Raw genomic sequence first — 13076 nt, 5'->3', positions numbered from 1 at the left:
CGGTCCCGGCCCGTATTCCCCCCGGCAACGCAACCGAAGGACGTGAGTGACAATGCAGCGAGCCGACGAACTGACCGTGGTGCACCACGACGACACCGTCAGCCGGTTCCTCGACGTGACCTACACGCTCGGCCGGGACGGCCTGCTCCTGATCACCGGCGACGGCAGCGAGCGCTACTTTCCCCGCCACGAGGTGCTGACGACGCACGCCCGGCGCGAGGCCGCATAACGGCACAAAAGAACGGCGCCCGGGTTGCAGGCCCGGGCGCCGCCGAAAACGCTGTCCGCGGATCAGGTACCCGGGCGACGCCCGAAGACCTTCACCGTCGAGCCGATCTTGCCGAGGCCGTAGTACGCCTTCGCGTCCTGCGGCAGCAGGTTGACGCAGCCGTGCGAACCGCGCCACTTGTCGTGGATGTAGGTGGTGGTCTGGTGGAATCCGCGCCCGCCGATGAAGCGCTGCCAGTACGGCAGCCAGACGTGGTACGGGTCCGACCACTCCTTCTTGGTCCGCTTGTTGATCCTGAAGGTGCCGGCCGGCGTGCGGTAGCCCTTCATCCCGGTACGGGTGACCGTCGGCTTGAGGTACACCTTGCCGCTCTTCATCACCCACGTGGTCTGGTGGGTGAGGTCGACGCAGAAGGTCAGCCCGGTCTTGCTCGCCTTGCAGGCCGCCGTGTTCGTCGACGCGAGCCGCTTGGCCACGTCGTACGTCGTCGGACCGGCCAGGCCCTGGGCCGGCTTGATGCCGAACCGGACCTGGAACTTCTTGATCGCCGCACAGTCGGCGGCGGACTGCTTGCCGTCGACGGTCACGGCGCCGTAGCCGCCGATCTTCTTGAGGTAACCCTCGACCTGCTTCTGGTACTTACCGGTGGCGCAGCCCGCGGCCGCCGCCTTCGTCACCACGGTGGTGGTCACGACCTTGGCCGCCGGAACGGCGGTACGCACCGCGGCTCCGGCGCCCGAAGGCGTCAGCGCCATGGCGCCGAGACCGCCGCCCACCAGGGTCGCCAAAGCGGCCCCGGCGAGGCGGGCGGTAACCCGTCTCACTCGCAACTTGGTCCTCCCCAGGACATGTGTTCGCACATCGAAGCACAACCACGCTCGCCGCGGTGTGTGGGGAACGACCGTGGCGCGAATCTGGGAGTGAAATCGGTTCGCGCCGGGGGGAGTTGAGAGTGATCAGGGGTGCAAATCAGGTCATCGGCGTGGCGAAGTCCTGAACCCAGTACGGAGTGTGATCACCGGCGATGGCGAGACCGACGCCCATCTGGTCCAGCCGGCAGTCCAGGATGTTCTCCCGGTGCTCCGGGCTGTGCATCCAGCCGTCGACCACCTCGTAGGCGCTGTCCACGCCACGGGCGATGTTCTCGCCGTACCGCTTCCAGCGGTAGCCGGCCTCGCTCACCCGGTCGCCCGCGCCGTCGCCGTTGCGCGACTCGTGCGCGAAGTAGTCGTGACGGGCCATGTCGTACGCGTGCTCGTTGGCCGCGTCGATGAGCCGGCGGTCCAGCGAGACGGCGTCGCAGCCGTGCCGGCGCCGGTTGAGGTTGATCAGCGCGAGCACCTGCTGCTGCACCGGCGCGTTCGGGCTGCTGGAGATGTCGGCCGCGGTGACGTCCTCCCGGGAGGCGGCCATCAGGCCGGACGTCGGGCGCTGCGGCGCGAAGCCGGGGGAGTCCGGGGCCGGCCGCTGAGCCGGTGCGGGGCGGCGGACGGGGGCCGGTCGCTGCGGGGCGGCCGCGGGCTTGGGGCGATCCGCGGGCTGCTGCTGGGCAGGTTGGGCCGGGTCGACCGGGGTCAGTGCTCCTGCGTCCGGGCCGGGCTTCTCCGCCGTACCGGAAATGTCGTCGCCGCCCACATCGGACCCGTCGCCGTCATCGTCACCGGCGATGGCGTCGCCAGACGCCGAGCCGTCTCCGTCCGCGCTGTCGTCGCTGTCGCCGAACTGGGACCAGCCGAACAGATCGGGCATCGTGAAGCCCGGCAGACCGGGCACGTCCGGCGTCTCCTCGGCGCCGGCGCTCGTGGCCGCGATGCCCCCCGTGAGCAACAGCGCCGACGCCGCCGCAGCGACAATCACCAGACGTTTCCTTCGCATACCGCGTCATCCCTGTCGATCGCCGGCGCCCGGCCTCTCCGCGGCGCCTCCATGCCAGGGGTCAACGTCACAAACCGGCCACGGTCACATGCCGGTCGCACAATCGCACAGACAAACCGGACAGTTCATTCCTTTGGGGTAAGCCCGCGAGGCTTATCTCCCGACCGCCCGGACGGTCCCGGCACGCCGATGACCGCCGCTACGGTCGCTCGGTGCGAAACCGTTACCTGGACCTCCTCCGAGCCGCGGCGATCGTCCGGGTGATCGTCTACCACCTCTTCGGCTGGCCATGGCTGTCGATCGTCCTCCCCGCGATGGGCGTCATGTTCGCGCTGGCCGGCTCGCTCACCGCGGCGTCGCTGGAGAAGCGCGGCGCCGGCCAGGTGGTCACCTCCCGGATGCGGCGGCTGCTGCCTCCACTGTGGCTGCTCGGGCTCGTCGCCGTGCCGGTCATGCTGGTCGCCGGCTGGCGGCAGGAGGCCGGCGGCGAGCATCCGTTCAGCCTGCCCCGCCTGCTGTTCTGGATCTTCCCGGTCGGTGACCCGCCGGGCAGCGACGCCGGCGTCGACGCGTGGGAGCCGCTCTGGTACATCCGCGCCTACCTCTGGTTCATCCTGCTTTCGCCATTCCTGTACGCCCTGTACCGGCGGATCGGGTGGGCCGCGGTGGCCCTGCCGCTGGCGCTGATCGCGGTGCTCGACGTGACCGGTTTCTCCCTGCCGGACACCGCCGACGCGGCGATGTGGGACTTCGCGACGTTCGGGGCGTGCTGGATCGCCGGCTTCGCCCACCGCGACGGCCGGCTGGCCCGCCTCTCGCCCTGGCTCGCGTACCCGATCGCGCTTCTGCTGGGAGCTGCCGCCCTCTACTGGTTGCACGGCCACCAGGGCGAGGACCCGTGGGACCTCAACGACGTCTCCGAGTCGCAGGCGCTGTGGTCGGTCGCGTTCGTGCTCGTGGCGCTGCGGTGGCAACCGCCGATGAACTGGCTGGGCCGGGTGCGGCCGCTGGACAAGCTGGTCACGCTGCTCAACGCCCGGGCGGTCACGGTCTATCTGTGGCACAACATCGCGATCGCCGCGGTGTGGCCGGTGCTGACCCTGGTCGCCCTCGACGACCTCGACGGCAAGCTCGGCGACGTCGTCGATCTGGCCGCGGCGCTGGTGCTCACGGTGGTCGCGCTGCTCTGCTTCGGCTGGGCCGAGGATCTGGCCGCGCGGCGCGCGCCGCGACTGTGGCCGACCGGCGGTCCGGCCCTGCGCCCGGAGGTTCTCCCCGATCGCGACCCCCGGCCGTCCTTCGCCGGGCCGCGGCCGGACGTGCGTTCCTACAGCGCGGCGGCGGCCATGACGCCGCGCCCGGGGCAGTGGCGGCCGGCGGTTGACCCGGCCGGCCCGCGGCCGGCTGTCGACCCGGCCGGCCCGCGGCCGGCGGTTGACCTGGCTGCGGGCCGCCACGCGGCGGTCGTCGACGACGAGCCGGAGACCGGCCGGGGTCTGCCGGTGGCCGGGCGCCGGAACTACCCGGTCGATCCGCCGCTGGAGGGAGAGGTGGTGGATCCCTGGTTCCGGCGCCCCGGATAGGCCGATTTAGCCCCGGGTTCGTGCCAATGCGGGCAATCCCCCCAGGAAACCCCGCAAGTGTCCGCATTGGATGGTCCGGCACGCGGCCGGTGACCGCCGGCCGCCTGACCGGAAGGACCTCATGAGCGATCCGAAGAACCACCGTCACCGCCGCTCCCGGCTGCTCGCCCGGGGCGCCGCCGCCGGCGTGCTCGTGGTCACCGCCGCGGGCGTGGGCGTCGCCCAAGCGGCCGCGAATCCGCCGCCGCTGTCGTTCGTGGCCGCCTCCGGTGCGGTCACGGCCGAGCGGTACGTCTTCGACGGCGAGGTGTGGCTCGACTTCGACCTGGGGCTGCACGTGATCGCGGGCAAGGACCCGTTCGAGATCTGGGCGCACCGCACCGGCTACGACCAGCCGGTCACGGCCGAGCAGACGGTCGTGCAGAACGGCAAGAAGAAGAAGGTGGCGCTGCCCGCGGGCACGGTCACCGACTTCAGCGGCCTCAAGGACTTCGTGTCGATCACCATCGCCGACCGGTCCGGCGCGGTCGTGAAGCAGTACACGACGTCGTTCTGCGGCAACTCGTGGGGGTCGGCGCGCACCCGGCCGGACGCGCCCGCGACCACGCCGTACCCGACCCAGTGCGGGAACTACAACCCGTTCACGCTCGGGGCGGTCTGGGGTGTCCAGGCCGGGTGGGACTCGGCCGTGCCCGCGTACGACGGGGACTCGTTCGACCTCGCGCCGGGAAGCTATGCGGCGACGGCGACGGTGAACCCGCGCTACCAGCAGCTCTTCGGGATCCCGGCCTCGCAGTCGACGGTCCACGTGGCGGTCACGGTCGAAGACGCGGATCTCGGCAAATCCTCTGCCTCGGCCTCACTCAAGGATCATGAGGGCCAGCAGGTCTCCGAGTACGTGCCCTCGCTGCGTGCCCCGGCCAAGCGCCCGGCCACCACGCTCAAGGCCGCGCCCAAGACCGGCCCCCGCCCCGACCTGCGCTCCCTGCCGGCCTGGGGGATCTCGCTGTCCCAGGAAGCGGACGGCAAGTGGTACGTGAACTTCGGCGCGACGGTCTGGAACGCCGGCACGTCCCCGCTGCTGGTCGACGGGTTCCGCCGGTCCGGCACCGACCTGATGGACGCCTACCAGTACTTCTTCGACGCCAAGGGCAACCAGGTCGGCTCCCAGCAGGCCGGAACCATGGAGTGGGACGACCGGGTCGGGCACAAGCACTGGCACTTCACCGACTTCGCCCAGTACAACCTGCTCGACTCGACCCAGAAGCTCGCGGTGCGCAGCGGCAAGGAGGCGTTCTGCCTGGCCAACACGGATGCCGTCGACTACACGATCCCGAACGCGAAGTGGCGGCCGGAGAACACCGACCTGTCCACCTCCTGCGGGGCGAACACGGTCGTCGCGGTGCGTGAGGTGCTCGACATCGGCAACGGCGACACCTACACCCAGGACCGGCCCGGCCAGTCGTTCGAGATCACCGACCTGCCGAACGGCACCTACTACATCCAGGTCATGGCGAACCCGGCCAAGAAGCTCGCCGAGACGAACACCGCCAACAACACGGCGCTGCGCCAGATCATCCTGGGCGGCACCCCCGCCGAGCGCACCCTGACCGTCCCGCCCGTGAGCGGGATCGCAGGCTGATAGTCGGCTGATTGTCGTACCCCCGGAGTAAGAAGGTGAGCGGGGGCATCAGAAGGGGTGCTCCCGCTTACCGCTCGTTACCGACACACGAGACTCTGGGGACATGAGACGGCCTGAGCTGCCCGCGCCACTGCTGGTGCTGGCGTCGATCACCTCCGTGCAGTTCGGCAGCGCCGTGGCGAAGACTCTCTTCGACGACCTCGGCGCCGCCGGCATCACCCTGCTGCGCCTGGCCATCGCGGCCGTTGTGATCGCGATCTTCACCCGGCCGCGGCTGCGCGACTGGTCCGGCGCCGCCTGGCGGGCCGCCGCGGTCCTGGGCGCCGTCATGGCGGGTATGAACCTCGTCTTCTACTTCTCGCTGCGCACGGTCCCGCTCGGCATCGCCGTGACCGTCGAGTTCCTCGGCCCGCTGCTGCTCTCGCTCGTGCAGACCCGCAGGGTGATCGACGTGCTCTGGGCGGTGCTCGCCGCCGGCGGCGTGGTGCTGCTCGGCTCGGCCAACGGCGGCTCCGCCCCGCTCTCCGGGCTCCTGCTCGCGTTCCTCGCCGGCCTCTGCTGGGCGGGGTACATCGTGTTCAGCGCCAAGCTGGGCGGACTGGTCCCCGGCACCGGCGGCCTCGCCGTCTCGTTGGCGGTTGCCTCACTAGTGGTTCTCCCGTTCGGCGCGTCCGGCGCGAGCGCCGTGTTCGACAAGCCGACCTTGCTGATCGGCGCCACGGCCGTGGCGCTGCTCTCCTCGGTCTTCGCCTACGGCCTCGAGATCAACGCGCTTCGCCGCATCCCGACGAGGGTCTTCGGAATCCTCATGAGCCTGGAGCCGGCCGCCGCCGCGATCGCCGGGCTGCTCCTGCTCGGCCAGCGCCTGACCGCCCTCGAGGTGGTCGCCCTGGCCCTGGTGATGGTGGCCAGCCTGGGCGTCACGATGGCCGGCCAGCGGCGTAAGGAACCTCTCCCGGAGCCCGTCGCCGAGCCCGTCTGAAACGCTCAGAAGCTTGCCGCTTCAACCGAATGTCTAACCGACACGAGGAGGCGGCAAGTGCCATTTCAGCTGCGCGACGAGGCGGGCGCGTCCCGGTCCGTGGCGTACCTGCTGATGGGCGCCGGGCCGTTCATGCTCGTGACCGGCGTGATCCTGCCGGAGAAACGGACCATCGGCGGCGTCCTCACGTTCGTGACGCTGACGTTCCTGCTCTGCGGCGCCGGCGCGCTGTGCCGCTGGCGGCCCGAGAAGGTCCCGTCCGTCTTCTGGCTGATCGCCCCGTTCTTCGGCATCGGCATGGTCACCGTGCTGAACCTGGCCACCCGTGACGCCAGCACCGGGGCGCAGCTGTTCTACCTGTGGCCGGTGCTCTATGCCGCGAACTTCCTGAGTCGCGTGGTCAACTACCTGACCGTCGCGCTCGTCTCGGCCGGCAACGCCGCGGTCGTGTTCCCGCTTCTCGGCGCCAACCGGGGCGTCTCCGACTGGGCATCGCTCACGGTCGCGATGCTGCTTACCACGGTGGTCGTCTGGTCACTCCGGGGCCGTAACGAACGGTTGCGGGAGGTGCTCGAGACCCAGGCGTACGCGGATCCGCTCACCGGCGTCGCCAACCGCCGCTCGTTCGACGGCGAGCTGGCCCGCGCGGTCGAGAAGTCCCATCGCACCGGCGAACCGGTCGCCCTGATGACCCTGGACATCGACTACTTCAAGAAGATCAACGACTCCTGGGGACACGGCATCGGCGACCAGGCGCTGCAGGTGGTCGCCAACGCGCTGCGCGAGGTCGCCGCCGGCCGCGACGACGTGGTCGGCCGCCTGGGCGGCGACGAGTTCGTGATGCTCATGCGCACCGACCGCCTGGGCGCCCGCCGCGCCGCCGACGACCTGCGCACCGTGGTGACCGAGACCGGCGGCAGCCTGCCCTGCGGCCCGCCCGGCCTGAGCATCGGCATCGCCGTCCTGCCCGACCACGCCGGCACGGCGGTGGAGCTGGGAGCGGCCTCCGACGCCGCGCTCTACGAGGCGAAGGAGGGCGGCCGCGGCCGCACCGCGATGGCCCACCCACCGTCGCCGAGGCACAACGTCGACCAGCTGCCGTCCCCGTCCGTCACCGGGGCTTGACGATCCGCTGCTCCGCCGTGGTCTCGTCGAACGCGTCGTTCTGCGTCTTCTGGGCGGGTTTCGGGCTCGGGGTCGGGTTGATCTCCGCGAGCTCCCGCGGATAGGGCCCCCACCCGTCCCGCAGCACGTGGATGTACACGGCCTCGAGACAGACCCCGATCCGCTCGGCCAGCTCCTGATCGTCCGGCCGCCCCAGCCGGACCGCCCGCGCGAAGTGATCGAGCGCCTCCATGTGCCGCCCCTGATCGAAGCAGCACCGCCCCGCGTTCTCGTGCACCACGCTGCGCAGCGTCTCCGGCACCCGGGCCGAGGCCGCCCGCACGAACAGCCGGTCCGCCTCCTGGAAGTCCCCCCGCAGCCGCAGGATGTGCGCCAGCTCCGCCTGCGCGATCACCATCGACTGCACGTCCCGCGCCGACTCGGCGTGCGCCAGCGCCAACCGGCTGGCCGCCGCCGCCATCCCCAGCTCCCCCAGGAGCCGGTAGACCTCGGCCCGTACGCTGAGCAAGCCAGCCTTGGCCACGTTGTCGACCTCGTCGGCGAGCGGCCCGTCCAGCCGTTCTCCCAGCACCCGCAGGGCTTCCTTGTCGTCCACGACCTCCCGCAGCGTGCCACCGTCGAGCCGCCACCGAATGGCCTCGAGATCGCTGGCCGACAACGCCGCCGGCGGTTTCTTGGGCTGCTCGGCGTCCTTGTCATAAACCGGATCGGGCCCCGGCACGAGCGCGAGCGCCGCCATCCGCTCGGCGACCTCGGCCTTCACCGTGGCCGCGTCCGGCGCGCCGCTCCGCCGCCCGGTTGCCTCGGTGGTCGTCCCGCTCGCCGAGTCATCGCTGGTCGGCTCGGCGTCGGCACCCGGCTCCGGCCGTTTCCCGTCGTCGTCCGCGGACGGCTCGGCCTCGATCGCCACCCCGTTGAGCAGTCCCGCGAGGTCCAGGTCGATAACCAGCCCGTCCCCGCCACCGGCGTCGGAATCATCGCCGGCGCCGGCGGCAGAGTCCTCAGCGGCCTCGGCGTCAGCTTCCTTGGGCCCGGTGAACCACATCCCCTTGAAGTTGGAGTCCGCGGGCCGCCGAGGCTCCTGATCCGGCCCCGACACGACCAGCCGCCCGATCGGCCGCAGGTTGTGCAGCGTCCCGTCCGCATCCATGTAGGGCGCGGCGTGCGCTCCCCGCCGCCCATCGGCCTGCGCCCCAGCGTCCTCGCGACCGCCCTCCGCGGCCCCTTCCGGCGCACCGTGCCGCCCAGCTCGTTCTCCGGCCTGCTGCCCATCGCCCGGCGGTCGCTGCGTCGGCACCCCAACGGCCCCAGCCTGCGGCTGCCCCGCCTGCGTTCCCACCGCCGGCGAGACCGGCCGTTCGGGCGCGACCTGCTGTCCAGGCGCGGTCTGTTGTCCGGGTGCGACGTGTTGTCCGGGTGCGGTCTGTTGTCCGGGTGCGGGCTGTTGTCCGGGTGCGGGCTGTTGTCCGGGTGCGGGCTGTTGTCCGGGTGCGGGCTGTTGTCCGGGTGCGACGTGCTGCGCCGGCGCGGGCTGCTGCGCGGGCCCGGTGAACTGCTGCGGTGCGGCCTGACCCGGCGGCATCCCATGCCGCGGGCCGCCATCCGGCCGCGGGGCGGGCTGCGGCGGCACGACCGGTTGCGGCGGCCGAGCGCCCGACGGCGCGCTGACCGGCGCGGACGCGAGCGAAGTAGGCCTGGTTCCGGGCGCTTGCGGCATCGCCGTCTGGCCCGGCTGCGGCGCGGCCTGCGCCGGAGGTGTGGGTGTCGCCTGTGTGGGTGCGGCCTGGCCTGGTGCCGGATGGGCGGAAGCAGCTGGTGCCGGTGCCGGATGCGTGGGTGCGGCCTGCGAGGGCGACGGATGCCCAGACCCGGCCTGCGCGGGTGCCGGGTTTACGGGCGTCGGCGGCGCCGGCCAGAGGCCAGGTGTCTGCCCGCCGGCGATCGGCGACGCCGGGATTGGACCGCTCGGTTGCCCGGTCGCGGTGGCCGGCCCACGTCCCGCCCGCGGCATGTCCGCCGGAAGGGGCGGCCGTGCAGCGGCGGGCGAGACAGGGGCGCTGTCCGGCCGCCTGGTCTGCTGTCCCGGGAGATAGGGGACCACCGGCGGAGACGCGGCCCCCGGCGCCGTCGGCTGAGCGGGCGCTTGCGCGGCGGCGGCCGGTGGCATCCCGGCGGGCTGGTTCGGCTGCCCCGGAACGACCGGTCGGCCCGGCTGCGCCGCACCCGGCGGCACCGCGCCATACGGGTGTGCCGCTGCCGGAGGGACGGATGCGGGCGGCATCGCCCCACGCGGGACGGCACCGAGCCGCGCCGCCGCCGGTGGCACCGATGCGGGTGGCGTCGCCGCGGGTGGGACGGCACCGGGCCGCGCTGCGGCGGGCGGGACCGATGCGGGTGGCATCGCGCCGGGCGGGACGGCACCAGGCTGTGTCGTGCCGGGTGTCGGCGCCGGGTAGGGCTGGCCGGCCTGGACCGGGCCGGGGCTGACGGGACGGTTTGGGTCGATGCCGGGGCGGGGGAGGTCCGGGGACATCGGGCGGGACAGGCCGCTGATCGGCTCGGCCGCCGGGGGCGCCTCGTCGGGGACCATCGACCACGGGTCGTTGCCGTCGCCGAGCATGACGTGGGCGGTTCGCGGGCTGCGGCGGGAGCGCGGCTGGCCGTCGGGGTAGGGCGCGCCGAGCCGCGAGTTGGTGTCCGCCGGCGAGCCCTGTTCCGGCGTTCCCAGGCGGCTGCCGGTGTCGGCGGGCGAGCCGGGATGGGGGACGCCGAGGCGGGTCCCCGTGTCGGCCGGCGAGCTGGGCTGGGGCGCGCGGAGCCGGGAGCCGGTGTCGGCGGGGGAGCCGGGCTGGGGCGCGCGGAGTCGGGAGCCCGTGTCGGCCGGTGAGCCGGGCTGAGGAACGCCCAGGCGGGTGCCGGTCTCCGACGGCAAGCCAGCAGGTGCGGGGCGGTGTTGGGCGGCCGGGTCCAGGTGGTCGGGGCGGCGGGTGGGCGGGGCCTGCTGGCCGGCCGCGGCCGGGGCCACCGGCGGTGGGGTGGTGGCGGGGGCCGGCGTGGTCGGGGTCGGGGTCGGGGTGACCGGCGGCGGAGTGACCACGCGTGCGGCGGGGGTGGCCGGGTTGGATCCGACCACGCGGGGCGTGGCGGTGGGCTCGGCCTTCTTGACTACGCGTGGGAGCGGCGGGGGCTCCTCGCGGCCGATCACTCGCGGCTGGGTGGGCTGCGGTGCCTTGCTGATGACGCGCGGGCCGTCGCCGTCCAGGCGGTCGTCGGTCTCCTCGTCGGGACGCGCCTGGTCGGCACGACGGCGCGCGTCCTCGAACTCGTCGCCGGGCTGCGCCGGCCGCGCGTCGGCCGCCGCGGGGCGTGCATCGGCGGCTGGGCGTGCACCAGCCGCGGGGCGCGCGTCGACAGGCGGGCGCGCGTCGACAGGCGGGCGGGCGCCGGCCGCGGGCCGGGCGTCGGCGGGCGGGCGGGCGCCGGCCGGCTGGTCCGGCTGTGGGCGGGTGGGGGCGCGGTGGTCGGTGAGGTCGGCGGTGGGTGTGGCCTCGACCGGCTCGTCGGTCCAGGTGGCCTCGCCCTCGATGTCCCACGAGGTGACGCGTTCGGGCTTGTCTTCCCAGCTGGAGTTGTCGGCCCAGGCGACCTCGGACGAGCGCTCCCCGGACCACGCCCCGTCGCGGGCGCGGGGGTCGTCCTCGGACCAGCCGGTTCCGCCGACGGGGCGGTAGCCCTGGTCGTAGTCGCCGGCCGCGGTGAGCGGGGGCGTGCCGGGGCGGCGGGCGCGGTCGTCGGTGGGGGCGCCGCGGCGGGGCGTGCCGGGCTGGTCGTGCTCGGGCTCGCCGCGGTAGCCACCCCGGGCGGCCGCTTCGTCGCCCTCGGCGGGGTCCCAGAAGGCGGTGCGCTCGCCCATCCGGCCGGCCGGGCGGCGGCGCTGGTCGGGGGTGTCGGCCCAGGCGGCGGGCTCGCCGCGGCGGGTGCGCGGGTCGCCGACCGGGCGCTGCAGGCGGGACTCGGTGCTCTCCAGCTCGTCGGGGGCGCGCCGGCCGCGTGGGTCGGCGCCGGCCGGGCGGCGCAGGCGCGAGTCGGTGATGTCGAGCTCGGCGTCGATCGGGCGGCGCCCGCGTGCGGCGTCGCGTCCGTCGGCGCGGGAGCCGCGCCGGCCTCGGCGCTCCGGGTCGTCGTCGCGGCGCTGGCCTTCGCCTTCGGCCCAGCGGGAGTCTCCGTCGCCGGCCCAGCGCCGGACTTCCTGGTCGCGGCCGTCGCCGGCGCGGCGTTGACCGTCCGCGTCGCCGGACCAGCGGCGGCCACCGGCCGTCAGGGCCTCGTCGTCGGACCAGCCTTCGCGCCGGCCGCCGCGCTCGGAGTATCCGTCCGCGGCGAAGCGACGATCGCCGCGCTCCGGGCCGTCGGCGGCGAAGCGGCGATCGTCACGCTCCGGGCCGTCGGACCGGCGGCGGCCGGGCTGCTCCGGGCCGGGGCGGCGGTAGAGATCCATCGGATCGTCCGCGCGCGGCTCGGGAACGCGGGCCCGTCCGCTGGCGGCCGGTTCGGCATCGCGCCGTCCGGGCTGTTCGGCCGGGCCTCCACGTCCCGGCCGTCCACCCCGCGGGTCGGCGCCGCGCTGCAGGTCCTCGGGCACGACCTGGGCGACCCGGGGGCCGCGACCGGCCTGTCCGCCCCGGGGCGCGGGGCCGCGGCCCGCCACTCGTGGGTCGGCATCCGGGCGCCCGCCGTCGCGCTGATCGTTGCCGCGCTCCGGCGGAGCGACCCGAGCCGCCATGTCCCGCCCGGGCTGACCACCGCGCGGATCAACACCCCGCGAATCGGCAATACGCGGGTCGGCGGCCCGGTCCACACGCGGGTCCGGAGCGGGCTGCCCACCGGACCGGCGGCCCTTCTTACCCGAGCCCGAGCCCGACCCGGCGCCCGGAGCGGACGCGGGCCCCGGAGCGGCGCCAGGACCGGACCCCGTGCGCGGGTCGGCCTGCGCCGGCGCGGCGGAAGCCTCCTGGGCGTGCTTGTTGCGGCGCAGCCACCCCTTGCGGGCCGGTTTCGCCGGCTCCTCGGGCGTGCCCACCCGGGTGGTCGTCTGCGGGCCGTGCCCGTACGCCTCGAGGTCGCGATGGTCGAACGGCTCGTCGATGTCGTCGGGGAAGTCGCCGAACCGGTCGTCGCGCCGCATCGGGCCCGTACTGCTGATCGGGTAGTCGGGCGCGTCGAAGTCGGTGGCGAGCTCGGGCCGGTTGAGGTCGACGTCCTTGAGGTCGCCGGCCAGGTTGGGCACCGACGTGTCGACGGGGGAGAAGTCGGGGTCGTCGAGCCAGCTGGGCCGCTGCCCGTCGAAGGCGCGGGCCGGCGTTGCCGGATTGTTACCCGCGGCGCGGCGCTGCCGGCGTTCCGCCAGCTCGTCGACCGGACCGTCGCCGGAGGGGCGCCGGGTGGGGATTACCGGGTCGGGGCCGGACCGCTTCGTGTATTGGCGTTCTTGAACGACTGCCGAATTCGGCATGATGGAATACTCAGAGTATTCGTCGTCCCAGTATTCGTCGTCCTCGAAGCTCATGCGGCGGCCCCGTGGGAGGGCAGGCGGCGACCGGGGGTCGTTCCCTCACCCCTGTGCCGCATCGTGCCCCCCGC

General features: G+C 73.7%; 8 protein-coding genes. 5 read left to right on the top strand and 3 right to left on the bottom strand.

From position 1 onward, the window contains the following. Window positions 1-46 precede the first annotated feature (46 nt). On the top strand, window positions 47-229 hold the full coding sequence (locus A3CQ_RS61120) for a hypothetical protein (protein WP_157296471.1): 183 nt from the start codon (window positions 47-49) through the stop codon (window positions 227-229). Window positions 230-291: 62 nt separating this feature from the next. Here A3CQ_RS61120 and A3CQ_RS0129195 read toward each other — a convergent pair whose 3' ends face one another. Further along, the gene (locus A3CQ_RS0129195) at window positions 292-1053 is read right to left on the bottom strand and encodes a L,D-transpeptidase family protein (RefSeq protein ID WP_026206317.1); all 762 of its coding nucleotides are present in this window, start codon (window positions 1051-1053) and stop codon (window positions 292-294) included. Window positions 1054-1198: 145 nt separating this feature from the next. Next, complete coding sequence (locus tag A3CQ_RS57775) at window positions 1199-2086, bottom strand: CAP domain-containing protein (RefSeq protein WP_051115385.1); 888 nt, start codon at window positions 2084-2086, stop codon at window positions 1199-1201. A gap of 230 nt (window positions 2087-2316) precedes the next feature. On the opposite strand from A3CQ_RS57775, the gene A3CQ_RS0129185 reads away from it, so the two are divergent. The 4 genes from A3CQ_RS0129185 (at window position 2317) to A3CQ_RS0129170 (ending at window position 7436) form a co-directional block, all read left to right on the top strand. Further along, window positions 2317-3687 carry an acyltransferase family protein gene (locus A3CQ_RS0129185; RefSeq protein ID WP_020514498.1) on the top strand — a complete coding sequence of 457 codons (1371 nt, stop codon included), beginning with the start codon at window positions 2317-2319 and terminating at the stop codon, window positions 3685-3687. A 121-nt stretch (window positions 3688-3808) separates the two neighbouring features. After that, window positions 3809-5329, top strand: coding sequence for a lysyl oxidase family protein (locus A3CQ_RS0129180; protein WP_020514497.1), 1521 nt, complete (start codon window positions 3809-3811; stop codon window positions 5327-5329). A 103-nt stretch (window positions 5330-5432) separates the two neighbouring features. Next, window positions 5433-6311 (top strand): EamA family transporter, encoded by an 879-nt coding sequence (locus A3CQ_RS0129175; protein WP_040433147.1) that lies wholly within the window; start codon window positions 5433-5435, stop codon window positions 6309-6311. A 57-nt stretch (window positions 6312-6368) separates the two neighbouring features. Beyond that, window positions 6369-7436: a GGDEF domain-containing protein gene (locus tag A3CQ_RS0129170; RefSeq protein WP_020514495.1), complete on the top strand. Its 1068-nt coding sequence runs from the start codon at window positions 6369-6371 to the stop codon at window positions 7434-7436. On the opposite strand, the gene A3CQ_RS0129165 is transcribed toward A3CQ_RS0129170, so the two are convergent. Beyond that, window positions 7423-12948: a hypothetical protein gene (locus tag A3CQ_RS0129165; protein ID WP_157296468.1), complete on the bottom strand. Its 5526-nt coding sequence runs from the start codon at window positions 12946-12948 to the stop codon at window positions 7423-7425. The genes A3CQ_RS0129170 and A3CQ_RS0129165 overlap by 14 nt on opposite strands. Between the last annotated feature and the right edge of the window lie 128 nt (window positions 12949-13076).

Source organism: Paractinoplanes globisporus DSM 43857 (genome assembly GCF_000379645.1).
In the GTDB taxonomy this organism is placed as follows: domain Bacteria; phylum Actinomycetota; class Actinomycetes; order Mycobacteriales; family Micromonosporaceae; genus Actinoplanes; species Actinoplanes globisporus.
The sequence above is the reverse complement of the archived record's forward strand: the minus strand, read 5'-3'. Positions and strand labels throughout refer to the sequence as shown.

What these genes read in the sequence shown, in the direction of transcription:
- A3CQ_RS0129175 (WP_040433147.1), top strand. Translation starts at nt 5,433, where the DNA reads ATGAGACGGCCTGAGCTGCCCGCGCCACTGCTGGTGCTGGCGTCGATC.
- A3CQ_RS0129180 (WP_020514497.1), top strand. Translation starts at nt 3,809, where the DNA reads ATGAGCGATCCGAAGAACCACCGTCACCGCCGCTCCCGGCTGCTCGCC.
- A3CQ_RS0129165 (WP_157296468.1), bottom strand. Translation starts at nt 12,948, where the DNA reads ATGCCGAATTCGGCAGTCGTTCAAGAACGCCAATACACGAAGCGGTCC.